Consider the following 25538-nt stretch of genomic DNA (forward strand, 5'->3'; position numbering starts at 1 on the left):
CGTGCAGGCGAGGGTCAGCGGTTCTTCTTGCGCGACTGGCGGGCGGCCTTCGCCTTGCGACGAGCGGCATCCTTGGCCTTGTTCTGGCGCGCCAGCTCGTTCGCGTCGACGTCCTCGTCCTCGTCGACGACCGACTCCTCGACCGCCATGGCCGAGCCGTCCTCCGACGGCGCCGAGTACGACAGCTGCTTGGGCGTCGTGTCCGGCTCGAGGCCCTTGGCCGAGATGTGCGGGGGCTCGTCCCCCTCGTCGTCCTCGTCGACCTCGATCTCGACGCTGAGGTTGAACAGGTAGCCGACGGACTCCTCGGAGATGCCCTCCATCATCGCGTTGAACAGGTCGTAGCCCTCGCGCTGGTACTCCACCAGCGGGTCACGCTGGCTGTACGCGCGCAGGCCGATGCCCTCGCGGAGGTAGTCCATCTCGTACAGGTGCTCGCGCCACTTGCGGTCGAGCACGCTCAGCACGACGCGGCGCTCCAGCTCACGGGCGACCTCGTCGCCCAGCTCGGCCTCGCGCTTGTCGTAGGCCGACAGCGCGTCCTCGACGATCCGTGCCCGCAGCGTGGCCGCGTCGAGCCGCTCCAGTCCGCCGGCCTCCTCCACGACCTGCTCGTGGTCGAGCGAGATCGGGTAGAGGGTGCCGAGTGCGGTCCACAGCTTGTCGAGCTCCCACGACGTGGGGTAGCCGTCGGTGGCGGCGGTGACGTAGGCGCCCGTGACGTCCTCGATCATCTGGCGCACGCGCGGCTCGAGGTCCTCGCCCTCGAGCACGCGGCGGCGCTGGGAGTAGACGACCTCACGCTGGGCGCTCATGACGTCGTCGTACTTGAGGATGTTCTTGCGGGTCTCGAAGTTCTGCGCCTCGACCAGGCCCTGCGCCGACGCGATCGACTTCGTGACGCGCTTGTTCTCGATCGGCACGTCGTCGGGGATCTTCATCGTCTGCAGGATCCAGTTGACCCACTCGCCCTTGAACAGGCGCATGAGGTCGTCCTCGAGCGACAGGTAGAAGCGGGTGGAGCCCGGGTCGCCCTGACGGCCGGAGCGGCCACGCAACTGGTTGTCGATGCGGCGGGACTCGTGGCGCTCGGTGCCGATGACGGCCAGGCCACCGGCCGCGACGACCTCGTCCTTCTCGGCCGCCACCTGCTTCTCGATGCGCTCGAGGGCGTCGGGCCACGCGGCGTCGTACTCCTCGGGGGTCTCGACGGGGTCGAGGCCCTTGCTGCGCAACTCGGCGTCGGCCAGGAACTCGACGCTGCCGCCGAGCATGATGTCGGTACCGCGACCGGCCATGTTGGTGGCGACGGTGACGGCGCCCTTGTGGCCGGCGCGGGCGACGATCGCGGCCTCGCGGTCGTGGTGCTTGGCGTTCAGGACCTCGTGGGCGATGCCCTGCTTCTTCAGCTGCTTGCTGAGCCGCTCGCTCTTGGCGACGCTGGTGGTGCCGATCAGCACCGGCTGCCCCTTGGCGTGGCGCGCGGCGATGTCGTCGACGACGGCGTTGAACTTCGCGTCCTCGGTGCGGTACACGAGGTCGGGCAGGTCGTCGCGGCGGATCGGCTTGTTCGTGCGGATGGGCACGACGCCGAGCTTGTAGATCTTGTCGAACTCGGCCGCCTCGGTCATGGCCGTGCCGGTCATGCCCGAGAGGGTGGAGTAGAGACGGAAGTAGTTCTGCAGGGTGATCGTGGCCAGCGTCTGGTACTCCTCGCGGATCCGGACGCCCTCCTTCGCCTCGATCGCCTGGTGCAGGCCCTCGTTGTAGCGGCGGCCTTCGAGCAGGCGACCGGTGTGCTCGTCGACGATCAGGACCTCGCCGTCGATGACGACGTAGTCCTTGTCCTTCTTGAACAGCTCCTTGGCCTTCACGGCGTTGTTCAGGAAGCCGATGAGCGGGGTGTTGACCGCGTCGTACAGGTTCGCGATGCCGAGCTGGTCCTCGACCACGTCGATGGCCTTCTCGGTGACCGCGACGGTGCGCTTCTTCTCGTCGACCTCGTAGTGCTCGTCGATGCGCATCGCGTCGATCATGCGGGCGAACTCGCCGTACCACTTGACCTCGTCCTCGGTGGGGCCCGAGATGATCAGCGGCGTGCGGGCCTCGTCGATGAGGATCGAGTCGACCTCGTCGACGATGGCGAAGTTGTGGCCACGCTGGACGCACTCCTCGAGGGAGTCGGCCATGTTGTCGCGCAGGTAGTCGAAGCCGAACTCGTTGTTCGTGCCGTACGTGATGTCGCAGGCGTAGGCCTCGCGACGCTGGACGGGCGTCTGGCCCGCGACGACGACGCCGACCGTGAGGCCGAGGAAGTGGTGGACGCGGCCCATCATCTCGGACTGGTACTTGGCCAGGTAGTCGTTGACCGTGACCACGTGGACGCCCTTGCCGGACAGCGCGTTCAGGTAGGACGGGAGCGTCGCGACGAGGGTCTTGCCCTCACCGGTCTTCATCTCGGCGATGTTGCCCAGGTGCAGCGCGGCGCCACCGAGGATCTGCACGTCGAAGTGGCGCTGGCCGAGCACGCGCGTGGCGGCCTCGCGGACCGTGGCGAAGGCCTCGGGCAGGATGTCGTCGAGGGACTCGCCGGCCTCGAGCCGCTCCTTGAACTCGTCGGTCATGGCGCGCAGCTCGGCGTCGCTCAAGGCGGAGAACTCGTCGCCCAGGGCGTTGACCTGGTCGGCGATGCGGTCGAGGCGCTTGAGGATCTTGCCCTCGCCGGCCCGCAGGATACTGTCGATGATCTTCGGCACCCGGCCATCCTAGTGCGGGCGGGCACACTCCGTCGCCAGCGCGTGAGCGAGATCTCCGCGCTCCCCCACCTCGACGCCCTCCAGCCCGAGCCATCCGGCGAGACGGTGCAGTTCCTGCGCCAGCTCGGCGGCGGTCGAGTCGGGCGCACCGGGCTCGGCGAAGGCCCCCGGCACCAGCAGCCGGCCGCGCGCCCGATCGGCCTTGAGGTCGACCCGCGCGACGAGGCGGTCGCCCAGCAGGAACGGCAGCACGTAGTAGCCGTGCACGCGTCGCGCGGCCGGCACGTAGATCTCGATCCGGTAGCGGAAGTCGAAGAGGTGCTCGGTGCGCGTGCGCTCGAACACCAGCGGATCGAAGGGGCTGAGCAGCGTGTGCGCCTCCACCCGGCGCGGGCGCGCCGCCTCGGCGTGCAGGTAGGCCGGGCGCTTCCACCCGTCGATGGTCACCGGCTCGAGGGTGCCGTCGGCCACCAGGGCGCTCACCGCCGAGGCCGTGGGGACGGGCGCCAGGCGGAAGTAGTCGCGCAGGCACTGCACCGTGGCGACGCCCAGGGCCCGGGCGGCGTGGCCGACGAGGGTCACGTGCGCCTCCTCGTCGGACGGCTCCGGCAGGGCGAGCACGCGGGCGGGCAGGACGCGCTCGGGCAGGTCGTACTCGCGCTCGAAGGCGGCGTTGCGCCGGGCGGACGACACCCGACCGACGAAGAAGAGGTACTCCAGCGCCTGCTTCGTCTGCGACCAGTTCCAGCCCCAGTGCGTGCGATCGCGCTCCTCGGCACCGAGCCGGGCCTCCAGCTCGCGTGCCGTGATCGGGCCCCACTGCGCGACGGCGGACTCGACCTGGTCGATCAGGTCGGGGTTGTCGTCCGCGGTGCGGGCCATCGCTCCCCACATGCCCCGCCCCGAGCGCATCTTGTGGCTCATCGCGGGCCACAGGTCCACGTCGACGAGCGACGCCTCGTGCGCCCAGTACTCGAACAGCAGTCGCGGGGCCCGGCCGGCCGCGCGGTGCAGCAGCTCGGTGTCGTAGGGTCCCAGCCGCGAGTACAGCGGCAGGTAGTGGGCGCGCTGCAGCACGTTGACCGAGTCGATCTGGAAGAACCCGAGCCGCTGCGCGACGCGCGCGACGTGCTCGCGGCGGACCTGCGCGGGCTGCGTCCGCGTGAACCCCTGGGCGGCGAGCGCGATGCGTCGCGCCTGCAACGCCGAGAGGCGTGGGGTCACAGCACGTCGTCGATGAGCTTGCTGCGGACGGCGTACATGGCCGCCTCCATCCGCGACTTCATCTGCAGCTTCTCCAGGATGTTGCGGATGTGGTTCTTGACCGTGTTCTCGCTGATGAAGAGCTCTCCGGCGATGTCGCGGTTGCTCTTGCCGTGGGCGACGAGGCGCAGCACCTGGAGCTCGCGGGCGGTCAGGCTGGTGGCCGGGGCCGGGCCCTTCGCCATGTGCACGAACTCGTCGAGCAGCTTCGTGGCCATGCTCGGGCTGATCAGCGACTGTCCCGCGGCGACCAGCTTGACCGCCTCGGCGACCTGGTCGTACGTGGAGCCGTCCTTGAGCAGGTAGCCCGCGGCACCGGCCTTGATCGACTCGTACAGGTCGGCCTCGTCATCGCTGGCCGTGAGCATGATGATGCCCGTCGTGGGCGCGGTCTCCTTGATGGCGCCGCAGATCTCCACGCCACTGCGTCCCGGCATGCGGACGTCGAGCAGCACCACGTCGAACGGCTCCTCCGCGATCCGCTCCAGGGCCGCGTCGCCGTCGTCGACGTCCTCGATCTCGAATCCGCCGTCGGCACCGAGAACCATGGTGACGCCGCGCCGGAAGAGCTCCTGGTCATCGACCAGGAGCACCCGGATGGCATCCGCGTTCGTAGTCACGGCACGATCATGCCACGTTCGGCGACTTTCACCCCTCGACCTTGAGCCGGATCACGCCGTAGTCGTAGCCCTTGCGGCGGTAGACGACGCTCGGTCGCATCGAGTCCTTCTCCACGAAGAGGAAGAAGTCGTGCCCGACGAGCTCCATCTCGTAGAGGGCCTGGTCGAGGGTCATCGCCACGGAGGTGTGGTCCTTCTCGCGCACGACGAGCGGGCCGTCGCCCTGCACCTCGATGCTGGCCACCTGGCGCACCAGCGGGTCGTCGGAGTCCTCGTCGGGCGACCCGGCCACCTTCAGGTCGGCCGTGGCCTCCTCGAGGGTTCCGGGGGCGTGCTTGTCGCGGTGCCGGATCTTGCGGTCGACCACCTTGCGCAGGCGCCCCTCCAGCTTGTCGACCGCGGCGTCGAGCGCCGAGTGCTGGTCGGTGGAGGCCGCCTCCACCCGGACGGCGGGACCGCGCGAGTGCAGCGTCATCTCCACCTTGGCGGCCTTGTCGTGCTGGCGCGGGTTCTTCTCGTGGGTCACCTCGACCTCGACCCGATTGATCCGCTGACGACCGTCGAACTTCTCGATCCGCTGGAGCTTCTCGGCGACATGGGAGCGGAACCGCTCCGAGATCTCACTGTTGCGTCCGGTGACCACGATTTCCATGTCCGACTCCTTCTCCAGTGTCCGAGGTTCCGAGCTCTCGGCTACCTCGACCGTAGCCCGTCCGGAGGGTGACCCGCCACCGGTGGAGACCCCGCTGAGGCCACCACGACCGCCGCCGCACCGAGTATCTCGACGGCCCCTGCCGCCACGAGTGCACGCGCCGCCTCACGGGCCGTGGAGCCGGTCGTGACGACGTCGTCGACGATCACCACGGGCCCCTCCGGAACGGCGATCGACCACATGCTCCCAGCGAGATTCCGCGATCGTTCGACGCGGCCGAGGGCGTGCTGGTCACCGGTCTCGCGGACGAGCCTCAGGCAGCCGACGGCGGTGGCGTCGACCCCGATCGTGCCGAGCGAACGCGCCGCGGCGGCTGCAAGGTCGGCCACGAGATCGCGTCCCCGCTCGCGACGCGACCGGCGGGTGGACGGCACCGGGACGAGCGTCACCGACCGCTCGGCGCCGAGCAGCGTGATCACGGCGGCGGCGAGGTGGTGGGCCATGAGCGCGTCGAGGGTGTGGGTGCCGCCCAGCTTCCAGGCCAGGAGCGCGTCACGCCGCGAGCCGACGTGGATCCCCGCGCCCACCACGTCGAGTCCCTCGAGCGACACCTGCGCGGGCTCAGGCGGGAGGCTCGCCGCGCATCGCCGGCACACCCGGCCGCCGGGCGACCCGCACAGCGGGCAGCTCGCACCGAGGACGAGGTCGGCCGCCGCCTGCCACCACCGCTCCATCGGCCCAGTGTGGGCGGGTGCCAGCCGCCGGGCCAGAGCGCGCGCCGGGCCTGTGGACGGCTCAGGCGATGCCGCGCGCCACGGGCACGTCGACCGGGACCCAGCGCGTGCGGTCGAGCAGCCAGACGCCTCCGACACTGTCGAGCAGGTAGAGGTCGGACGACGCCGCGGCGGTCGCGACGAGGCCGACGGGGACGATGTCGGGCAGCAGCTGGCCACCACCGGGCCACGCGTCCACGGCGCCGGTGCCGTCGATGCGCACGGAGCGGATCTGCGTGCCGCGCGGCCCGAGGTGCGCCACCCGCGAGCCGTCGACCCACACGACCTGGCGCGCCGGGTCCTGTGTGGCCTGCTCCACCGGGCGGGTCAGGCGCACGACCTGGCCCTCGGCACGCACGACCCCGCCGAGCAGGAGCCGACCCCCGGCCGTGGCCGCGTAGCGGGCGCCGTCGGGCGAGACGGCGAACGACGAGACCTCGGTGAGGCCCGGGCTCGGCACGAGCGAGAGCGACGTGCCGTCGTGGACCCTGACGCGGGCGCGACCGCCGGAGCGGTCGACGAGCCAGGCCTGCGCGTCGATGTCGAGCACCGGGCGCAGGAAGCCCTGCCCCGAGACCTCGAGCGGGTCGGACCCGTCGGCGGCGGTGATGCGCGCCCGGTCGGCCCACACCCCGACCGCCCGGTCCTCGGCGACGACCACGGCGGAGGCTCCCCCGTCGTCGCGGCCCCAGGCGCCCGGCACCGGCTGCTGCGCGCGCGGGCCCACCTGGTGCACGATGCCGCCGGCCGCCACGTACGCCCAGCGCCGCGACTTGTCGGGCCCGAAGGAGGCCCAGCCGCCGGCATCCTGCACGAGATCACCGGTGGGTGCCACGACCGTGCCGTCGCCGGTGATCTGGATGTCCGTGACGGCCGGGACCTGCCGCAGCGTCCAGGCGACCTGGGCGGAGATGCGCTTCTGCGTGGTGGTCGACAGCTCGCCGACGCGCCGCGAGAAGTCGACCTGGGCCACCCCGGCCACGACGGGCACGGAGGCGCGCAGGTCCTCGGCGGGCGGCACGGCGGTGGTGAGGCCTGGCACGGTGTCGGGCTGCGGCCCGAGCGCCAGGCTCGTCATGAGGGAGGTGGCCAGCTGGTCGCCCACGACCTCGTGCACCGGCACCGGCACCACGTGGCGGCCGGTCTCGTCGAGGAAGTACAGGTCGAAGGCGCGCACGTAGTCCTCGAACCAGTCGCGGCTGACCAGCACCCCGTCGGGCGGGTTGGAGATGCGCCACTGACCGTCGATCCGGGCGAGGTCGAACTCGATCCGGCGCTTGCCCTCCGCAGGCGTCAGGCGGCCCTGCTCGTCGAGACGCACGTCGGTCGCCAGGTCGATCCGGCTCGAGCCGACCGACTCGGAGAACACCTGGGCCTCGGTGTAGACGGTGGTGCCGCGGCCGGGCCGCCACTGCTGCGCGGCATCCTGCGTGAGGTACTCCGCGGCCACGCGGTGGGTCACGGGGTAGGCGAGCATCGCGTCGAGGAACCCGCGGACGGTCTGGGCCTCGGTCATGCCGGGGGTGGGACCGGACGGGGTGTAGCGCACGGTGCTCTCGCCCAGGCCCGCCTCGTCCTCCACACGCTCGACCGGGCCGGACGTGGGGATGCCCGCACACCCGGCCAGGAGGGCGGCGACCAGCGTGAGCGCCACGGCGACGGAGCGGCGGGTCATGCGAACACCGACCTCGTGACGGGCGACCAGACGCGCTCGCCGGCGACGCGCGGGAGGGTGAGGATGAACTCCGTGCCCTGGCCCTTGCGCGACCAGACCTCCAGCGTGCCGCCGTGCAGGGCGGCGTCCTCGCGCGCGATGGCCAGGCCCAGCCCGGTGCCACCCTGCGACCGCGCCGGGTCGCCGCGCCAGAACCGGTCGAAGACGCGCCGCACCTCCTCGGGCTCCATGCCCACGCCGTGGTCACGGACCGCCAGCGAGACCCGGTCGGGCGCCTGCGCGACGATGACCTCAACCCGCGACGACCGGCTGTAGCGCGCCGCGTTCACGATCAGGTTGCGCACCATGCGGTCCACGCGCCGGATGTCGGCGTCGACGACGGCCGGGACGCCGACACCTCGCGCACGACCCACGATCCCCGCCCGCACCAAAACCTCGTCGGCGGCCGCCGCCCTGGCCACGGAGGCCAGGTCGACCGGGTCGAGCTCCAGGGTCGCCGCGCCGGCGTCGAACCGGCTGAGGTCGAGCAGGTCGGACAGCAACGCCTCGAAGCGGCCGACCTCGGTGTGCAGCAGCTCGGCGGCCCGCGCGGTCTGCGGGTCGAACTTCGGCCGCGCCTCGAACAGCACCTGTCCGGCCATCTGCACGGTCGTCAACGGAGTGCGCAGCTCGTGGGAGACGTCGGAGACGAACCGCTGCTGGAGCCGCGAGAGGTTCTCCAGGCGGCGGATCTGGCTCTGCAGGCTCTCGGCCATCTGGTTGAACGACGTGCTGAGGCGGGCGATGTCGTCCTCGCCCTTGACGTGCATGCGCTGCTCGAGGTTGCCCGCGGCGAAGCGCTCCGCGATCCGGCGCGCCAGGCGGACGGGCTCGACGACCTGGCGGGCCACCAGCCACGCCACCAGGGTCACCATCACGAGCAGGGCGGCGCCGCCCGCGAGCAGTGCCGTGCGCACGAGGTCGAGCGTCTCCTGCTGGTCGGCCATCGAGAAGACGTAGTAGAGCGCGTACTGGTCGTTGGAGCCCTGGGCGGTGACGCGGCCGCCGACCGTGACGACCGGGAGATCGTCGCCCGCGCCGAAGGGGGCCAGCTCGGAGAACGTCCAGAACGTGCCCTGGTCGGCACTGACCCGCTCCACCAGGGACTTCGGGACCTCCTCGATCCCCACGTTGCCCGAGGCCCGGACGGGCGCGCCACCGGCCTCGGCCAGGGGGCCCTGGAGGACGAGCTCGTAGGCGCGGTTCTCGCCGCGCGTGGCGGCCAGCGAGTCGACCAGCTGGGTCAGGGCCGGCGACTGGCGCGCGGGCTCGCTGTCGACCGCCGCGTCGAGCTGGGACTGCGCCTGCTCCAGGCCGGCGCGGGCCTCCGCGATGGCGGCGTCACGACGGTTGTCGGCCAGCCCGCCGGCGACGTCGCGCAGCAGCGCCCAGCCCACGATCATGATGACCGCGATGCTGAGCAGGAGCGTGTTGATGACGACTCGCGTCCGCAGCGAACGGCGCCACAGCCCGACGAGCCGGCGCATCAGGGGGTCGCCGGATCGATCGCCTGGTAGCCGACGCCGCGGACCGTGCGGATGACGCTGGGGTTGTCGGCGTCGTCCTCGATCTTCTGGCGCAGGCGGGTCATGTGGACGTTGACCAGCTTGGTGTCACCGGGATGGTGGTAGCCCCAGACCTTCTCCAGCAGCGCCTCGCGGCTGAAGACCTGCTCGGGCGCGGAGATCAGGCACGCGAGCAGGTCGAACTCCAGCGGTGTGAGCGACACCGGGCGGCCGTCACGGGTGACGGTGTGGGCCTGGGGGTCGAGCACGATCCCGCCGAACTCGATCCGGGCGCCCATCGGGTCGCTGCGGCGCAGCCGGGCGCGGATGCGCGCGATCAGCTCGCTGTTGCGGAACGGCTTGGTGATGTAGTCGTCGGCCCCGACGCCGAGGCCGTCGACGATGTCGCGCGTGTCGCCCTTGGCGGTCAGCATGACGATCGGGACGCCCGAGACCTCCCGGATCCGGCGGCACACTTCCATGCCGTCCAGACCCGGGAGCATCCGGTCAAGGAGCACGACATCGGGCTTGAAGGCCTCGAAGGCCTCCATCACCGCGTCGCCGGTGCGACAGACCGACGTACGGAAGCCCTCCCCCTCGAGGACGATCGTGAGCATCTCCGCCAACGACGCGTCATCGTCGACGACCAGCACCCGATCGTTCTTGGGGCGACGTTGCGTCATGCTCAGTAGCGGTAGTGGTCCGACTTGTACGGACCTGCCACGTCGACGCCGAGGTACTCGGCCTGGGCCTTCGACAGCTCGGTGAGCTCGACACCGAGCGCGTCCAGGTGCAGTCGGGCGACCTCCTCGTCGAGGTGCTTGGGCAGCACATGCACGCCCAGCTCGTACTGGTCGGCCTTGCTGAACAGCTCGATCTGCGCCAGCACCTGGTTCGTGAAGGAGTTCGACATCACGAACGAGGGGTGGCCCGTGGCGTTGCCCAGGTTGAGCAGGCGGCCCTCGGACAGCACGATGATCTTCTTGCCGTCGGGGAAGATCCACTGGTGGACCTGGGGCTTGATCTCGTCCTTGACGATGCCGGGGATCTTGGCCAGGCCGGCCATGTTGATCTCGTTGTCGAAATGGCCGATGTTGCCCACGATCGCCTGATGCTTCATCTTCTCGAAGTGCTCGACCCGGATGATGTCGAAGTTGCCCGTCGTGGTGATGAAGATGTCGGCGGTCTCCACGACCGACTCGAGGCGCTTGACCTCGTAGCCGTCCATCGCGGCCTGGAGGGCGCAGATCGGGTCGATCTCGGTGACGATGACGCGAGCGCCCTGGCCGCGCAGCGACTCGGCCGAGCCCTTGCCCACGTCGCCGTAGCCGCACACGACCGCGACCTTGCCGCCGATCATGACGTCGGTGGCGCGGTTGATGCCGTCGATGAGCGAGTGGCGGCAGCCGTACTTGTTGTCGAACTTGCTCTTGGTGACCGAGTCGTTGACGTTGATCGCCGGGAAGAGCAGCGTGCCCTCGCGGAAGCGGTCGTAGAGGCGCAGGACGCCGGTGGTGGTCTCCTCGGAGACACCCTTGATGTCCTTGGCGATGTTCGTCCAGTGCTGCGGCTTGGTCTCCAGCGAGCGGGCCAGGACGCGCAGCACCTCCTTGAACTCCTCGTTGTCGGTGCTGTCCTGCGGCGGGACGGCGCCGGCCTTCTCGTACTCGACGCCCAGGTGCAGCAGCATCGTGATGTCGCCACCGTCGTCGAGCAGCACGTTGGGTCCGCCCTCGGCGAAGTCGAACACCTTCTCGGCCTCGTCCCAGTACTCGGCGAGGGTCTCGCCCTTCCACGCGAAGACCGGCGTGCCCTGCGGATCGTCCGGCGTCCCGTCCCGGCCGACGACGACCGCGGCGGCGGCGTGGTCCTGGGTGGAGAAGATGTTGCACGTCGCCCAGCGCACGTCGGCGCCCAGGGCGGTGAGGGTCTCGATCAGGACCGCGGTCTGGATCGTCATGTGCAGCGATCCGGCGATGCGGGCGCCGGCCAGCGGCTTGGTGTCGCCGTAGCGCTCACGCATGGCCATCAGGCCCGGCATCTCGTGCTCCGCGAGCTCGATCTCCTTGCGGCCGTACTCGTGGAGGGACAGGTCCTTGACGCGATAATCCATACCCATCAGCGTACCGGCGAGTACCGAGCCTCAACGAATCGACGCGACACTCATCTGGAGCCGGGCGGCAGGGCGGGCGGGAACCGCAGGAACGGACGCAGGTGCCACATGCGGTCGAGCAGGGCATACGTGCGGTCCGGACCCTCGGGCTTGGCCCGTCCGGTCATCACCGCGTCGTGCAGGAAGGCCACCTCGGTGGCGAGCTGCTGGTAGCGGTCGACGGCCTCCACGGCGATGGGTCCGTAGCCGGCCGCGAAGATGCGGGCCTGGCGCCGGCGGCCGAAGCGGACCAGCCACGGCACCTCGGCCGGGTGGAGCCAGCCGCGCCGCGCCATGTCGCCCAGGGAGCGGACCATCACGTCGAACTGGCGCATCCGCAGCACGACCGCGGTGATGCCCAGGCCGAGCAGCAGGCACGCGAGCACGACGTAGGCCAGCAGGAAGCCGACGCCGCCCCCGATCACGATCGAGCCGTTCCACAGCGCGTGGAGGCCGACACTGACGAGGTAGCCCAGCGCCACCAGTCCCCAGCGCTGGGCCCGCGAGGTGCGCGAGACCGACAGGCCGACGGCGATGCCGATCGCCGACGCGAACAGCGGGTGGGCGAAGGGGCTGAACAGGCCGCGGACCACGAACGTGGCGGTGGCCATCTCGGTGCCGGAGTAGGGCACCTCGTCGAAGCCCAGGTAGCTCGCGGCGTAGTAGCCGACGTTCTCCATCGCGGCGAAGCCGAGCGCGACCAGGCCCGAGACGATGAGGCCGTCGAGGACCCCGTCGATGATCCGGCGCAGCCGAACGAGGGTGAGCACGACGAACAGGCCCTTGGCGAACTCCTCGGCGACCGGCGCCCCGAACGCGATGAGCCAGTCCTCGCTCATGCCCAGGCGCGACATCCCGATCTCCATCGGCAGCGCGATCGCCACGGCGATCACCGCGCCCCAGACGAACGCGGCCGCCTTGTAGCGGAACGGCTCGGGCTCGACGCGGTCGAGCCACCAGTACATGGCCAGCGCGACCGGCAGCGGGACGAGCGCGTAGACGACCGCGAGGGAGGCGCCGGTGACCGAGCCCGACGTGGAGGCCAGGAAGATCGCACCGGCCGCGCCGAGCAGCGCCGAGATCCAGACCAGCACCACGAGAACCTTGCGACCGCGCTGGCGGAACGGGTCGTCCTCGCGCGGCAGCGCGGCGGGCGCCTCGGTCGTCGTCACGTGGACAGCCTAGAGCGACGCCACCACACCGAACGCCCCCGATAGTGTGGGCCCGCAGGCGCCCGTAGCTCAGTTGGATAGAGCAAGAGCCTTCTAATCTCTAGGTCGCAGGTTCGAATCCTGCCGGGCGCGCCAGCCGAACCGAAGGAGAGAACCGTGAGCGACCTGTTCGAGATCGACCAGACCCAGCGACTCCGCCGCGAGGAGGCCGCCGCCAAGCTGCACGCCCTCGCCGACGCGCTCGCGCGCCACAACTCGGTGGAGTTCGAGAAGAACGGCCACCGCATCACGGTCGACGTGCCCGACGAGGTCGAGTTGACCGTCGAGGTGGAGATCGGCGACGAGAACGAGCTGGAGATCGAGCTGCGCTGGTGAGCTGAGGGCCGTCAGGACGCTAGCGCGTCCTCGACGGCCGAGCGCACCTCGAAGACGTCGTCGAGCTTCTCGCCGTCGACGTACACCGACGGCGTGCCCGTGACGCCGCGCTCGCGCGCGGTCTCGCGCGCCTCGTTCAGCCAGGGCACGAACGTGCCGTCCTGGATGCACGCGTCGGCGCCGGGGACACCGGCGTCCTGCGCCAGGCCCGCGAGCGCGCCGTCGGACGGCTCCTCGTCGCCCGAGGCGTAGCCCGCCGCGAACAGCGCCGACTTCATCGCCCAGAACGCCTCCGCACCCTGCGCGTCGGCGACGCAGAACGCCGCGTTCATCGCGTCGTGCGCCGGGCCGGTGTCGGCCGTGCCGTCGAGGATCGTCATGGGCATGAAGCGCAGCACGATGTCGCCGCGCTCGGCCCGGTCGGCCAGCCACGCGCCGTGCTCGGCCTCGAAGTCGGCGCAGTGGGAGCACAGGAAGTCCTCGTACACCTCCACCACGGCCGCGCCGGCCGGAGCGGCGCCGGGATGCTGGACGCCGCCGGACGTCACGTTCCGCGGCTCGACGACCGGACCGTCGGCCGCGTCGTCGCCGCCCAGTGCCGAGACGCCCCAGGCGATCCCGGCCACGAGCACCAGGGCTCCGACGACCGCCGCGAGCGTGAGCGTGGTGCGCTTGCGGCGCTCCGCACGCTCACGCTCGAGGCGTGCCTGCTCGGCCCGGGCTCCCCGTGCCTTGCGGTCGTTCGTCACGTCAGGACTTGGAGGCCTCGGCGATCGCGGCCTGCAGCTCCTGCGGCGTGCGGGCCTCGGAGGCCTTGCCGTCGATGTGCACGGTGGGCGTGCCGGAGACGTCGCGCTCGTCGGCGAAGGTGCTCTGCATCTCGTCGATCCACGGGACGAACTTCTCGGTGCGGACGCACGACTCGACGTCCGAGACACCGGCCTCCGTGGCCAGGTCGATCAGCTCCGCGTCCTCGGGACCGGCGCCACCCTCGGAGGGCTGGTTGGCGTAGAGCGCGTCGTGGACCTTCCAGAAGGCCTCCGGGCCGTCCTGGTCGACGGCGCACATCGCCACGTTGGTCGCGCGGCGCGAGTAGTCGTTGGTGCTCTGGTTGTGCAGGAACGAGAACGGCATGAAGCGCAGGGTGATCGCACCCGACGCGGCCTGGTCCTGCAGGAACTGACCGCTGAGCTGCTCGAACGAGCCGCAGGCGGGGCACAGGAAGTCCTCGAAGAGCTCGACGACCGGGGCGTCGGCGCTCGCCGCTCCCTCGGTGGCCGGGAAGTCGACGCCGCCCTCGGTGAGGTTGGCCGGCTCGATGACCTCGGTGTTCTTCGCGTTGTCGTCCGAGAGGGACTTGATCCCCCAGCCGGCGGCGGCGATCAGCACGAGGACCACGACGACGATCGCGACGGTGATCTTGTTGCGCTGCTTGCGCTCGGCCTTCTCGCGCTCCTTGCGCATCTGCTCGGCGCGGGCGGCGCGGGCCTGGCGGTCGTTCGTCACGTGCGGCTCCTCGGGACATGGACGCGGTACGGCCGGAAGCCTACCCGGCCCGGCCCATCCGTCGGTGGCGCGCACTAGGGTGGCGGGGTGAACGACAAGCTGGTGTGGATCGATTGCGAGATGACGGGCCTGTCGATCCGCGACGACGCCCTGGTCGAGATCGCGGCGCTCGTGACCGACTACGACCTGAACGTCCTCGGCGACGGGGTCGACCTCATCATCAAGCCCCCGCAGGCGGCCCTCGACCAGATGAACGAGGTGGTCACGCGGATGCACACCTCCTCGGGCCTGCTCGACGAGCTGGCCGGTGGCATCTCGCTGCGCGAGGCCGAGGAGCAGGTGCTCGAGTACGTCCGCCAGTACGCCACCGAGCCCGGGAAGACCCCGCTCGCCGGCAACTCGATCGGCACCGACCGCGCCTTCCTGGCCCGCGACATGACCGAGCTCGAGACGTGGCTGCACTACCGCGTGATCGACGTGTCCTCCATCAAGGAGCTGGCGCGCCACTGGTTCCCCCGCGCCTACTTCGCGGCACCCGAGAAGGGCGGCGCCCACCGCGCCCTGGCCGACATCCGCGAGAGCATCGACGAGCTGCGCTACTACCGCCGGACCGTCTTCACCCCCGATCCGGGCGTCGACACCGAGACCGCGCGCACCGTCGCTGCGGAGATCACCGGGAGCACCCCCTCCGAGTAGGACCTGCGCGAGACGTCCGGTAGACTCGTCGCGCTGTGCCGCGAGGCGCACATGGTGGGTGTAGCTCAGTTGGTAGAGCACCGGCTTGTGGTGCCGGTGGCCGCGGGTTCAAGTCCCGTCATCCACCCCATGAACGGCCCGGAATCGATGATTCCGGGCCGTTCGTCATGATGGAGCCATGGCCGAGCCCAAGACGCAGCCCACCGACGCCGACGTGGACGCCTTCCTCGCTGCCGCGACCCCCGCGCGCCGGCGCGAGGACGGTCAGCGGCTGGCCGGACTCCTCCGCGAGGTGACCGGCACCGATCCGGTGATGTGGGGCCCTTCGATGGTGGGCTACGGCAGCTACCGCTACGTCTCCCCCGCGAATCCGCGCACTCGGGGGACGTGGCCGAAGGTCGCGTTCTCGCCCCGCAAGGCGGCGCTGACGATCTACGGCCTGAAGGACCGGCCCGAGGGTGCGGAGCTCCTGCCCGACCTCGGCGCCTACACCGAGGGCGCGGGCTGCGTGTACGTCAAGAGGCTCGACGACGTCGACCTCGGCGTGCTGCGCAGGCTCGTGGCGATCGCGTGGGAGCGCGAGGACGACCCCGAGCCGTGACGTCAGGCCAGCTGCTCGCGCACCCAGTGCCCGAGCAGCCGCGCGCAGGCGTCGACCACCGCGGTCCACTCCAGCGCGGAGTCGTCGGCGGCGTCGCTCACGATCTTCACGAGGCGGCACGGCACGCCGGCGCGCTGGCACGCCCGCGCCACGGCGAAGCCCTCCATGTCGACCAGGTGGGCGCGCGCCGCGATGGCGTCGCGGGCCACCGGGTCGGTGACGAAGAGGTCGCCGGTGGCCAGGACGGTGCCGTCCCCGTCGGGGAGGTCGATCTCGTCGACGGCGTCGTGTCCCAGCGCGCGGATCGCATCGGCGGAGAAGTCGTGGTTGACCACGAGCGACGGCACGAAGAGCCCCGTCAGCCCGGGACGCAGCGCGCCCGCCGTGCCGACGTTGAGGACCAGCTCGGGACGCAGGGCGGCGATGGCCTCCGTGGCGGCCGCCGCGGCCTCGACCTTCCCGATCCCGGTGAGGACGAGCGGCACCTCCGTGGGCAGGTGTGCGGCCTCGGCCTTCGTCGCCGCGATGACGAGGACCTTCGCCGGGTCGAGGCTCACGGGTGCGCCACCGGGACGACGTCGGGAGCGCCCATCCGCGCCGCGTCGGCCGTCTCGTCGTCGGGCATCGTCTGGCTCTCGCGCTCGGCGTCGACCCGCTTGAGGTAGTGGTCGACCTCGCGCTCGCGCTGGGCGTCGGACCAGTCGAGGACCTCGGCCATGAGCTCGGCTGCCTCCGCCGCGCACTCGGTGCCGCGGTGGAACGTCTCGATCGAGATCCGGGTGCGCCGCGCGAGGATGTCGTCGAGGTGCCGGGCCCCCTCGTGCGTGACGCCGTAGACCACCTCGGCGCGCAGGTAGTCGTCCGCGCCGGTGAGCGGCTCGGCGAGGTCCGGCCGGTCGGCGATGAGGTCGAGCACCTCGGTGGCGAGGGTGCCGAACCGGTTCAGCAGGTGCTCGATCCGACCGACGCCGAGGCCGTGCTGGGCCGCGAGCACCTGGCGCTGGTTCCACAGGGCGGAGTACCCGTCGGCGCCCAGCAGCGGGATGTCGTCGGTGACGCACTCGGGCACGCGACGGTCGAGCAGCGAGCCCATCTGCTGCACGGCGGCGTCGATCGCGTCCTTCGCCATGACGCGGTAGGTCGTGTACTTGCCGCCGGCGATGACGACGAGACCCTTCACCGAGGTCGAGACCGCGTGCTCGCGCGACAGCTTGCTGGTGGCCTCGTCCTCGCCGGCCAGCAGCGGGCGCAGCCCGGCGTAGACGCCCTCGACGTCCTCGGGCACGAGCGGCTCGACGAGGACCTTGTTGACCTCGTCGAGCAGGTAGGCGATGTCCTTCGCGCTCGCGGCCGGGTGGTCCTTGCTCAGCGACCAGTCGGTGTCGGTCGTGCCGATGATCCAGTGACGCCCCCACGGGATGACGAACAGCACCGACTTCTCGGTGCGCAGGATCAGGCCGGACTCGCCGCGGATCCGGTCGCGCGGCACCACGAGGTGGATGCCCTTGCTGGCCCGGACGTTGAACTGCCCGCGCTCGGCGGCGAAGGACTGCGTCTCGTCGGTCCAGACGCCCGTGGCGTTGACGACCTGGCGGGCGCGGATCTCGATCTCACGGCCCGTCTCGAGGTCCTTGACCCGCGCGCCGACGACCCGGTCGGCCTCGCGCACGAGGTCGATCACGCGGGTGCGGCTGGCGACGTGGGCGCCGTAGGCCGCGGCCGTGCGCGACAGGAACATCGTGTGGCGGGCGTCGTCGACCTGGCCGTCGTAGTAGTGCAGGGCGCCCACGAGGGCGTCCTTGCGCAGGCCCGGCATGACTCGCCGGGCGCCGGTGCGGGTGAGGTGACGGTGCCGAGGGACACCGCGCGAGCGACCCGAGAGCAGCGCCATCGAGTCGTAGAGAGCCACGCCGGAGCCGGCGTAGAAGCGCTCCCACACGCGGTGCGTCAGCGGGTAGAGGAACGGCACCGGCTTCACGAGGTGGGGCGCCAGCTTGTCGATCAGCAGGCTGCGCTCGCCGAGCGCCTCCGCGACGAGGCGGAAGTCGAGCATCTCGAGGTAGCGCAGGCCGCCGTGCACGAGCTTGCTCGAGCGGCTGGAGGTGCCGGAGGCGAAGTCGCGGGCCTCCACGAGTCCGACGGACAGGCCTCGCGTGGCGGCGTCGAGCGCGGCACCACCTCCGACGACCCCGCCGCCGATGACGAGGATGTCGAGGTGTTCCGAGGCCAGCGCGTCGAGCGCCTCCTGGCGGTGCTGCGGGGAGAGGGCAACCGGTCGCATGGGCTCCAGTCAACCAGTGTCACGCCATGGCTGCCGTGATCGCGCTCGCGATCCGCAGCGTCGCCTCCCTCGCCGGGCGGCTGACGCCGGTGATGTTGATGAACGCGTGGATCAGCGCACCCTCGCGGGCCAACGTGGTGGGAACCCCGGCCTCCTCCAGCCGGCGGGCGTACGCGATGCCCTCGTCGCGCAGCGGGTCGAAGCCGGCCACGGCGACGTAGGCCGGCGGCAGCCCTGTGAGGTCCTCGGCCAGCAGCGGCGAGGCGCGCGGGACGAGCGCGTCGGCGGGATCGGCGAGGTAGCGCTCGCGGTACCAGTCCATGTGCCCCTCGGTGAGGAAGAAGCCCTCGGAGAACTCGGCGTACGACGGGTGCTTGGTGGACAGGTCGGTGACCGGGAACAGCAGCACCTGCAGGGCGGGGACGACGTCGCGCCCGCGCAGGTCGTGCGCCAGCACCGCGCTCAGGTTGCCACCGGCGCTGTCGCCCGCGACCACGATGCGCCGCGGGTCCAGGCCCCAGCCCGGCGCGTGCTCCACCGCGAAGTCCCAGGCCGCCAGCGCGTCCTCGGTGGCCGCGGGGAACGGGTGCTCGGGCGCGAGTCGGTAGTCCACGGAGAGGACGTCGACCCCGGCCTCCAGCGCGAGGAAGCGCACGGCCGAGTCGGTGCTGACACGGCTGCCGAGCACCCATCCCCCGCCGTGGAAGTACAGGACGAGGCCTTTCGACTCGGTGGTCGCGCGGTACCGCGTGGCCGGGATCGGGCCGGCCGCGCTCGGGATCACGAGGTCCTCCTCGACGGCGAAGTCGGGGAACACGTCGGCGAACACGAGCGCCTCGTCGGTCAGCATGCGGCGCGCCTGCTCCACGGGGTGCTGCGTGAAGTCGCCCCCGGGGATCCGGTTCATCACCCGCAGGGCGACCGCGATCTCGGGCGAGAGGGTCTCGCCGTCGCGGTTGACCGGCGCGTGCCGGCCGAGCCGCGCGACCACCGAGTCGGGCAGCCGGGCGAAGCCACGCACCACCGAGCGCTCGGCCTTCAGCGCGGCGGAGAGGCCGTGCCGCGTCGCGGCGCTCACTCGACCCATCCCAGCGTGCGCTCGACGGCCTTCTTCCACTGGTGGTAGCCGGCCTCCCGCTGCTCGTCGTCCCACTTCGGGGTCCAGCGCTTCGACTCCGCCCAGTTGGCCACCAGCTCGTCGGTGCTCGACCAGAAGCCCACCGCGAGCCCGGCCGCGTAGGCGGCGCCCAGGCACGTGGTCTCGGGCACCACCGGCCGGCTGACCTCGATGTCGAGGATGTCCGCCTGGATCTGCATGCAGAGCTCGTTGGCGGTGATCCCGCCGTCCACGCGGAGGACCTCCAGCTCGATGCCCGAGTCCGCGACCATCACGTCGACGACGTCCTTGCTCTGGTAGCAGATCGCCTCGAGCGCGGCGCGGGCCACGTGGGCGACGGTGTTGAAGCGCGAGAGGCCCACGATCACGCCGCGCGCGTCCGATCGCCAGTACGGCGCGAAGAGGCCGCTGAAGGCCGGCACGAAGTAGACGCCGCCGTTGTCCTCGACGGTCTCGGCGAGCGCCTCGGAGTCGGCCGCCTCGGTGAAGACCTTGAGCTGGTCGCGCAGCCACTGGATGGCCGAGCCCGTCACGGCGATCGACCCCTCGAGCGCGTAGACGGGCGGCTCGTCGCCGAAGCGGTAGGCCACCGTCGTCAGCAGCCCGCGCTCCGAGCGCACGATCTCGGGGCCGGTGTTGAGCACCAGGAAGTTGCCGGTGCCGTAGGTGTTCTTGAGCATCCCGGGCTCGAAGCAGGCCTGCCCGACGAGCGCGGCGTGCTGGTCGCCGAGGTTGCCGGCGAGGATCACCTCGGCGCCGAAGGGCCCGTCCTCGGTGGTCCGGCCGAACTCCTGCGACGACGACGTGATCTCGGGGAGCATCGCCCGGGGGACGCCGAAGATCTCGAGCAGCTCGTCGTCCCACTCGAGGTCCTCGAGGTTCATCAGCATGGTGCGGCTTGCGTTGGTGACGTCGGTGACGTGCACCCCACCGTCGGGACCGCCGGTGAGGTTCCAGATGAGCCAGGTGTCGATCGTGCCGAAGAGAGCGTGGCCGGCCTCGGCGTCCTCGCGCACCCCGTCGACGTGCTCCAGGATCCAGTGCAGCTTGCCGCCGGCGAAGTACGCCGCGGGCGGCAGCCCGGACTTCGCGTGGATGACCTTGCCGCTGCCGTCCTCGTCGAGACGCTTGGCCAGGTCGGCCGTGCGCGTGTCCTGCCACACGATGGCGTTGGCGTAGGGCTCGCCGGTGCGCCGGTCCCACACGACCGTGGTCTCGCGCTGGTTCGTGATGCCGACCGCGGCCAGGTCGGCGGCCGTGATCCCCGCGGCCTCGAGGCCCTTCGCGACGACCTCGCGCGTGTGCTCCCAGATCTCCTTGGCGTCGTGCTCGACCCAGCCGGCCTGCGGCAGGATCTGCTCGTGCTCGACCTGGTGCCGCCCCTTCTCCTCGCCCCGGTGGTCGAACACCATGAAGCGGGTGCTGGTGGTGCCCTGGTCGATCGCGCCGACGAACTGCTGTGACATGGGCCTCACCCTAACCACGCGGAAGCGCCCGTTGCGTCATACGCCGGGGTCGCGCTGGCCACCGCTCCGTATGACGTCCCCGATGGCTGTGGACGCCTGATCGACCCCGGCACGGTGGAACCGCCACCCTCACGGCATGGATCCGAGCCTGCACGCCACCGCCGCGGCACAGGAGCAGGTGGTGAGCCGGCGGCAGCTGTTCGCCGCGGGCGTCACGCGCGCCACCCTGCGAGCGCAGCTGAGCGCCGGCCGCTGGAGGTCGTGGGGGCGGCACACGATCTGCCTGCACTCCGGGCCCCTGCCACAACGAGCGGTGTGGTGGCGCGCCGTCATCGAGGCCGGGCCGCGGGCGATGCTCGACGGCGTGTCCGCGCTGCAGGCGGCCGGCCTGACCGGCATCGAGGTCGAGACCGTGCGCGTGTCGGTGCCGCGAGGCGCCCGCACCCCGAGGATCTCCGGCGTGACGGTTCGGCAGACCCGCCGCCTCACCCGGCGCGACCTGGTCGGACCGGGACTCCCCCGCGTCCGCCCCGATGTCGCCGCCGTCCGCGCCGCGCTGTGGGCCCGTTCGGATCGGCAGGCGGCGTTCTTCCTGACCGCGAGCGTCCAGCAGCGACTCTGCCGGGCGGAGGACGTGGCCCGGGCGGCCCTGGAGATCCGGCGCCACGCCCGCCGCCGGCTGCTGCTCGACGTGTCCACGCAGCTGGTCGACGGCGTGCGCGCGATCGGCGAGCTCGACTTCGCCCGCCTGTGTCGCGAGCACGGGCTGCCCGAGCCGACCCGTCAGTCGCAGCGCAGGACCGCGCGGGGCTCGGCCTACCTCGACGTCGAGTGGCCGGAGTACGACGTCGTCGTCGAGATCGACGGAGTGCAGCACCTGAGCGCACCGGTGATGGTGGACGACGCGTTGCGCCAGAACCACCTCGTGCTGCACCGCTCCACCGTCATCCGCGTGCCGAACCTCGGCCTCCGCGTCGCGCCCGCCGAGTTCCTCGCGCAGGTCCGGGAGGCGCTCGTGCGAGGTGGCTGGCAAGCAGGGCCGGACGTCATACGCAGCGGTGGTGCGGTCGACCGCTCCGTATGACGCAAGGACGGTCCCCCGGCGTCATAGGGTGAAGCATGGCCGAACGCGTCGTCATCGTCGGAGCGGGACACAACGGGCTCGTGGCGGCGGCGCTGCTCGCCCGCGCGGGGGTCGAGGTGCTGGTGCTCGAGCGGCTCGGGCGGGTCGGCGGTGCCGCCGTGAGTGCCGCGCCGTTCGCCGAGCACGATGCGCGGCTCTCGCGGTTCTCCTACCTCGTGAGCCTGTTCCCGCAGGCGCTGATCGACGACCTCGGCCTCGAGCTGGAGCTGCGGTCGCGCGACACCGCCTCGTTCACGCCGTGGCACCGCGCCGGGCGCGACGGCGGCCTCCTCGTCGAGACCGCCCCCGGGGAGGCGACCCGCGCGTCCTTCGCCGAGCTCACCGGAGGGGACGACGAGCTCGAGGCCTGGAACCGCTTCTACGCCGAGATCGGCACCCTCGCCGACGCGATCGCCCCCACGTTGATGCAGCCGCTCCCCCACATCGGCGACCTGCGCGACCGGGTGGAGATGGCGATCTGGACCGACCTCGTCGAGCAGCCGATCGGCACGGCGATCCGGCGTCGCTTCGCCGACGACGTCGTCCGTGGCGTGGTGGCCACCGACGCCCTCATCGGCACGTTCGCCTCCCTCGAGGACCTGTCCCTCGTGCAGAACCGCTGCTTCCTCTACCACCTGATCGGCAACGGCACGGGCGAGTGGCGGGTGCCCGTGGGCGGCATGGGCGCGGTCACCGCCGAGCTGGCGCGGGTCGCCACCGAGGCCGGCGCGACGATCCGGGTCAACGCCGAGGTCGACGGCATCGACGTGAGCGACGTCGACGTGACCGTCTGCGGTGACGGGTTCGTCGAGCGCGCCGACCACGTGCTCTTCGGCGCGGCGCCCTACGTGCTCGAGCGGCTGCTGGGCCACACCCCCACGGCCAAGCCCGCGGGCGCGCAACTCAAGCTCAACCTGCTGCTGTCCCGCCTCCCGGCGCTGAAGTCCGGTGCCGACCCGGCGGTCGCGTTCGCCGGCACGTTCCACCTCGACGAGTCCTACGAGCAGCTGCAGCTGGCGTGGTCGACCGCCGCCGCGGGTGACCTGCCCCCGGCCACGGGCGAGTTCTACTGCCACACCCTGACCGACCGCTCGATCCTCGGCCCTGACCTGCGCGACTCGGACGCGCAGACGCTCACGTACTTCGGCCTGCACACGCCGCCCGGCGTGCTCGACGCCCCCGGCGCCAAGGACGAGGCCGTCGCGCGCGTGCTCGCCGCCCTCGACGCCCACCTGGCCGAGCCGATCGAGCCCCTCATCCTCGGGCTGGAGGCCAAGACGCCCACCGAGATCGAGCACGAGCTGTGGATGCCAGGCGGGCACATCTTCCACGGCGACCTCACGTGGCCGTGGCTCGAGGAGGACGAGCGTCCGCACACGCCCGCCCAGCGCTGGGGTGTGGCGACGGCGCACCCGCGTGTGCTGCTGTGCGGCAGCGGGGCGCGTCGCGGTGGCGCGGTCAGCGGACTCGGCGGCCACAACGCCGCGCAGGCGCTGCTGTCCTAGCGGAGGCGCTCGTCGAGGAAGTCCAGGACCGCGCGGACCCCGCGCTCCTGCCGGTGCAGGGTGAGGGTGCTGTGCTTGCGGCCCGGGAACTCGACGGCCCTGAAGTTCTCCCCCAGCTCGTCGTGGAGCACCTGGAAGCGGCGACCCACGGCAGGATCGCCCTCGAATCGCAGGCCGAGAACCGGGCAGCCCGCGTTCACGCGCGCCACGACGGTCTCGTGGTCGGCCGGTGACAGCCCGAGGTCTCGCGAGCGGGCCGGGGTGAACGGAAACGGTGCCGAGGGCTGCGCCAGGACGGGCGCGACGACCGCATCGTCCACCATCATCGCGAGGGCGAACCCGCCGGTGAAGCACATCCCCACCGCGCCGACGCCCGGTCCGCCGACCGAGCCGTGCAGGTCACTCGCCAGCGCGGCCAGCCACCGGGTGACCGGGGCGGTCCGGCGCAGCGCCAGCGCGGTGAACTCCTTGCTGACGCACCCACGGACGAGGGACTTCACGGTGTAGCCCGCCGACATCGGGCGGCCGGGCTCGCCGAAGAGCTGTGGCATCACCACCGTGAAGCCGTGGTCGACGATCTCCTGGCCGAAGGCGATGACCTCGGGCGTCATCCCGGGGATCTCGTGGATCACCACGACGCCCGGTCCGGTGCCCTGCCGCCACGTCTCGTGGGTGATCCCGTCATGCGTGAACGTGCCGTGGACCCACCGCTCGAGCGCTGTCATGGCGGAAGCATGGCACTCGATTTCATCTCGCGTGAAGGTATGCGGTAGAGTTGGTGATCGCGCAGCGCGCGAGCACCCCTAGCTCAATTGGCAGAGCAATTGACTCTTAATCAATGGGTTCTCGGTTCGAGTCCGAGGGGGTGTACCAACGCCGAAGGCCCCGGTTCGCCGGGGCCTTCGGCGTTTCGTCGCTCAGCGCACCTCGAACCCCTGCGTGCCCTCCGTGGGCAGGTCGGTGACGTCGCGCGAGGTCACCCGGGAGCCGGGAGGGCCCTCCGCCATCCACGCCAGCACCGTGTCGAGATCGGCTCCTTCGAGCTCGGCCTCGACACTTCCGTCCGCGCGATTGCGCACCCAGCCCGAGACGCCGGCGCGCTCGGCGACCACGCGCAGGCAGTAGCGGTAGCCCACGCCCTGGACGGTCCCGCGCACCACGACGCCGACGCGCCTCATGTCAGCTGGAGCCGTACTGCTTGATCGCCCGGCTGATGCTGGTGTGCGAGACGCCGACCTCGTCGGCGATCTCCTGGTAGGACATGCCCGCCTCGATGGCGGTCGCCAGGGCGGCGGCCCAGTCGCGCCTCGCGCGGGTGATCGCCTCCTCGTACTCGGCCGAGGCGGCGTCGTACGACTCACGCGCGGCACGGAGTGCCTGCGGCACGGTTTCGTCGTACTCCCGACGGTGGCGGAAGGCCATGGGGTCAACCTACGACCACCAGGGACCAAGCGCACGGGCGATTTCGTGAGCCCACGAACCATTAGTACACTGATGTCATGTCCTCGGCCCCGAATCCGCTGTCCCTCGACGAGCAGGTCTGCTTCGCGCTGTCCGTGGCCTCGCGCACCGTGATCGGCTGCTACCGCGACGTCCTGGAGCCTCTCGGCCTCACGCACCCGCAGTACCTCGTGATGCTCGCACTGTGGGAGCACGACGGGCTCACCCTGCGCGGACTGAGCGACAAGCTGCGCCTCGAGCCGGCCACCGTCTCGCCCCTGGTCAAGCGGCTGGAGACCGCGGGCCTCGTCCGCCGCGACCGCCGCGCGGGCGATGACCGCGCCTTCGCCCTCGCCGTGACGCCCGAGGGCCGGGCTCTGCGCGAGCGCGCCCTCGCGGTGCCGGCCACGATGCTCGAGCGGTTCGACATGGACGTCGCCGAGCTGGAGCAGGTCAACCGGTGGCTGCACGAGCTCATCGAGCGGGCCGACCGCGCCCACGAAAGGACCACGGCATGAGCCAGCGCCTCCCCGACGCCTCGGAGGAGTCCCTCAACATCGTCCGGCGCCGGATCATGGCGATCACGTGGGTCGTCACGTCGATCCACGGCCTGTTCGGCGCGATCGGCGCCGCCTACGCCCTCGGCGACGACCGGCGCAGTGACCAGATCATCCTGCTGGTCGTCTCGGTGCCGCTGGCGATGATCATCTACGGCGTCACCGTGGTGATCCTCGACAAGCCGCCGATCAGCTGGCGGACCACGCCGTGGCTCGTCCTGCTGCTGTCGTTCTGCGTGGCCGGCTTCGTCTGGGTGCTCTGAC

General features: G+C 71.3%; 26 protein-coding genes and 3 tRNA genes. 10 read left to right on the top strand and 19 right to left on the bottom strand.

The window, feature by feature from the left end; all coding sequences use genetic code 11:
* Positions 1-14: 14 nt before the first annotated feature.
* The 10 genes from secA to B5D60_RS02800 form a co-directional block, all read right to left on the bottom strand.
* A complete protein-coding gene (gene secA, locus B5D60_RS02755) occupies positions 15-2756 on the bottom strand; it encodes a preprotein translocase subunit SecA (protein WP_172806241.1) in 2742 nt (913 codons plus the stop codon).
* A 9-nt stretch (positions 2757-2765) separates the two neighbouring features.
* The gene (locus B5D60_RS02760; protein ID WP_078698740.1) at positions 2766-3980 is read right to left on the bottom strand and encodes a winged helix-turn-helix domain-containing protein; all 1215 of its coding nucleotides are present in this window, start codon (positions 3978-3980) and stop codon (positions 2766-2768) included.
* Positions 3977-4639 carry a response regulator gene (locus B5D60_RS02765; protein WP_231948952.1) on the bottom strand — a complete coding sequence of 221 codons (663 nt, stop codon included), beginning with the start codon at positions 4637-4639 and terminating at the stop codon, positions 3977-3979. The genes B5D60_RS02760 and B5D60_RS02765 overlap by 4 nt, the downstream gene beginning before the upstream one ends.
* A gap of 28 nt (positions 4640-4667) precedes the next feature.
* A complete protein-coding gene (gene hpf, locus B5D60_RS02770; RefSeq protein ID WP_078698742.1) occupies positions 4668-5291 on the bottom strand; it encodes a ribosome hibernation-promoting factor, HPF/YfiA family in 624 nt (207 codons plus the stop codon).
* A gap of 41 nt (positions 5292-5332) precedes the next feature.
* On the bottom strand, positions 5333-6025 hold the full coding sequence (locus tag B5D60_RS02775; RefSeq protein WP_153302851.1) for a ComF family protein: 693 nt from the start codon (positions 6023-6025) through the stop codon (positions 5333-5335).
* Between the two features lie 61 nt (positions 6026-6086).
* Positions 6087-7739 carry an LpqB family beta-propeller domain-containing protein gene (locus B5D60_RS02780; RefSeq protein WP_078698744.1) on the bottom strand — a complete coding sequence of 551 codons (1653 nt, stop codon included), beginning with the start codon at positions 7737-7739 and terminating at the stop codon, positions 6087-6089.
* Positions 7736-9265, bottom strand: a complete 1530-nt coding sequence (gene mtrB / locus B5D60_RS02785; RefSeq protein WP_078698745.1) for an MtrAB system histidine kinase MtrB — start codon at positions 9263-9265, stop codon at positions 7736-7738. The genes B5D60_RS02780 and mtrB overlap by 4 nt, the downstream gene beginning before the upstream one ends.
* Positions 9265-9966 (bottom strand): MtrAB system response regulator MtrA, encoded by a 702-nt coding sequence (mtrA, locus tag B5D60_RS02790; protein ID WP_078698746.1) that lies wholly within the window; start codon positions 9964-9966, stop codon positions 9265-9267. Before mtrA ends, mtrB begins: the two co-directional genes overlap by 1 nt.
* 2 nt (positions 9967-9968) lie before the next feature.
* Positions 9969-11402, bottom strand: a complete 1434-nt coding sequence (gene ahcY, locus B5D60_RS02795; RefSeq protein WP_078698747.1) for an adenosylhomocysteinase — start codon at positions 11400-11402, stop codon at positions 9969-9971.
* A 44-nt stretch (positions 11403-11446) separates the two neighbouring features.
* Positions 11447-12607, bottom strand: coding sequence for a PrsW family intramembrane metalloprotease (locus B5D60_RS02800; RefSeq protein WP_078698748.1), 1161 nt, complete (start codon positions 12605-12607; stop codon positions 11447-11449).
* A 58-nt stretch (positions 12608-12665) separates the two neighbouring features.
* On the opposite strand from B5D60_RS02800, the gene B5D60_RS02805 reads away from it, so the two are divergent.
* Both B5D60_RS02805 and B5D60_RS02810 read left to right on the top strand, forming a co-directional pair.
* Positions 12666-12742, top strand: a tRNA-Arg gene (locus tag B5D60_RS02805).
* A 21-nt stretch (positions 12743-12763) separates the two neighbouring features.
* Entirely contained in the window at positions 12764-12982 is a 219-nt protein-coding gene (locus B5D60_RS02810; RefSeq protein WP_078698749.1) for an amphi-Trp domain-containing protein, read from the top strand.
* A gap of 11 nt (positions 12983-12993) precedes the next feature.
* Here the strand turns inward: B5D60_RS02810 and B5D60_RS02815 are convergent, their stop codons facing one another.
* Positions 12994-13731 carry a DsbA family protein gene (locus B5D60_RS02815; RefSeq protein WP_078698750.1) on the bottom strand — a complete coding sequence of 246 codons (738 nt, stop codon included), beginning with the start codon at positions 13729-13731 and terminating at the stop codon, positions 12994-12996.
* A gap of 1 nt (position 13732) precedes the next feature.
* Entirely contained in the window at positions 13733-14488 is a 756-nt protein-coding gene (locus tag B5D60_RS02820; protein ID WP_078698751.1) for a DsbA family protein, read from the bottom strand.
* Between the two features lie 87 nt (positions 14489-14575).
* Here B5D60_RS02820 and orn point away from each other — a divergent pair, with 87 nt between their 5' ends.
* From orn to B5D60_RS02835, 3 genes are all read left to right on the top strand, one after another.
* Positions 14576-15184, top strand: a complete 609-nt coding sequence (gene orn, locus B5D60_RS02825; protein WP_078698752.1) for an oligoribonuclease — start codon at positions 14576-14578, stop codon at positions 15182-15184.
* A gap of 54 nt (positions 15185-15238) precedes the next feature.
* Positions 15239-15314, top strand: a tRNA-His gene (locus tag B5D60_RS02830).
* A gap of 48 nt (positions 15315-15362) precedes the next feature.
* Positions 15363-15785, top strand: coding sequence for a DUF1801 domain-containing protein (locus tag B5D60_RS02835; RefSeq protein ID WP_078698753.1), 423 nt, complete (start codon positions 15363-15365; stop codon positions 15783-15785).
* A gap of 2 nt (positions 15786-15787) precedes the next feature.
* On the opposite strand, the gene B5D60_RS02840 is transcribed toward B5D60_RS02835, so the two are convergent.
* The 4 genes from B5D60_RS02840 to glpK are packed head-to-tail and all read right to left on the bottom strand — an operon-like array spanning position 15788 to position 20649.
* Positions 15788-16342 (bottom strand): nucleosidase, encoded by a 555-nt coding sequence (locus B5D60_RS02840; protein WP_078698754.1) that lies wholly within the window; start codon positions 16340-16342, stop codon positions 15788-15790.
* Positions 16339-18066, bottom strand: coding sequence for a glycerol-3-phosphate dehydrogenase/oxidase (locus tag B5D60_RS02845; protein WP_078698755.1), 1728 nt, complete (start codon positions 18064-18066; stop codon positions 16339-16341). The genes B5D60_RS02840 and B5D60_RS02845 overlap by 4 nt, the downstream gene beginning before the upstream one ends.
* A 19-nt stretch (positions 18067-18085) precedes the next feature.
* Entirely contained in the window at positions 18086-19144 is a 1059-nt protein-coding gene (locus B5D60_RS02850) for an alpha/beta hydrolase (RefSeq protein WP_197684378.1), read from the bottom strand.
* Positions 19141-20649, bottom strand: a complete 1509-nt coding sequence (gene glpK, locus B5D60_RS02855) for a glycerol kinase GlpK (protein WP_078698757.1) — start codon at positions 20647-20649, stop codon at positions 19141-19143. Before glpK ends, B5D60_RS02850 begins: the two co-directional genes overlap by 4 nt.
* A 136-nt stretch (positions 20650-20785) precedes the next feature.
* Here glpK and B5D60_RS02860 point away from each other — a divergent pair, with 136 nt between their 5' ends.
* Both B5D60_RS02860 and B5D60_RS02865 read left to right on the top strand, forming a co-directional pair.
* Positions 20786-21733, top strand: coding sequence for a PDDEXK family nuclease (locus B5D60_RS02860; protein WP_153302852.1), 948 nt, complete (start codon positions 20786-20788; stop codon positions 21731-21733).
* A gap of 35 nt (positions 21734-21768) precedes the next feature.
* Complete coding sequence (locus B5D60_RS02865; RefSeq protein WP_078698758.1) at positions 21769-23277, top strand: phytoene desaturase family protein; 1509 nt, start codon at positions 21769-21771, stop codon at positions 23275-23277.
* Here the strand turns inward: B5D60_RS02865 and B5D60_RS02870 are convergent.
* On the bottom strand, positions 23274-24002 hold the full coding sequence (locus B5D60_RS02870) for a dienelactone hydrolase family protein (RefSeq protein ID WP_078698759.1): 729 nt from the start codon (positions 24000-24002) through the stop codon (positions 23274-23276). The two genes, B5D60_RS02865 and B5D60_RS02870, sit on opposite strands and share 4 nt — an antisense overlap.
* A gap of 72 nt (positions 24003-24074) precedes the next feature.
* Between B5D60_RS02870 and B5D60_RS02875 the strand changes: the two genes are divergently transcribed.
* Positions 24075-24150 (top strand) — tRNA-Lys (locus tag B5D60_RS02875).
* A 44-nt stretch (positions 24151-24194) separates the two neighbouring features.
* Here the strand turns inward: B5D60_RS02875 and B5D60_RS02880 are convergent.
* Complete coding sequence (locus B5D60_RS02880) at positions 24195-24455, bottom strand: acylphosphatase (RefSeq protein WP_078698760.1); 261 nt, start codon at positions 24453-24455, stop codon at positions 24195-24197.
* Position 24456: 1 nt separating this feature from the next.
* Positions 24457-24699 (bottom strand): helix-turn-helix domain-containing protein, encoded by a 243-nt coding sequence (locus B5D60_RS02885; protein ID WP_078698761.1) that lies wholly within the window; start codon positions 24697-24699, stop codon positions 24457-24459.
* 77 nt (positions 24700-24776) lie between these two features.
* Here B5D60_RS02885 and B5D60_RS02890 point away from each other — a divergent pair, with 77 nt between their 5' ends.
* Together B5D60_RS02890 and B5D60_RS02895 are read left to right on the top strand one after the other, a co-directional pair.
* Positions 24777-25235 carry a MarR family winged helix-turn-helix transcriptional regulator gene (locus B5D60_RS02890; RefSeq protein ID WP_078698762.1) on the top strand — a complete coding sequence of 153 codons (459 nt, stop codon included), beginning with the start codon at positions 24777-24779 and terminating at the stop codon, positions 25233-25235.
* Positions 25232-25537, top strand: coding sequence for a hypothetical protein (locus tag B5D60_RS02895; protein WP_078698763.1), 306 nt, complete (start codon positions 25232-25234; stop codon positions 25535-25537). Before B5D60_RS02890 ends, B5D60_RS02895 begins: the two co-directional genes overlap by 4 nt.
* The last annotated feature ends 1 nt before the right edge of the window (position 25538 follow it).

The organism is Aeromicrobium choanae (assembly GCF_900167475.1).
GTDB lineage: Bacteria > Actinomycetota > Actinomycetes > Propionibacteriales > Nocardioidaceae > Aeromicrobium > Aeromicrobium choanae.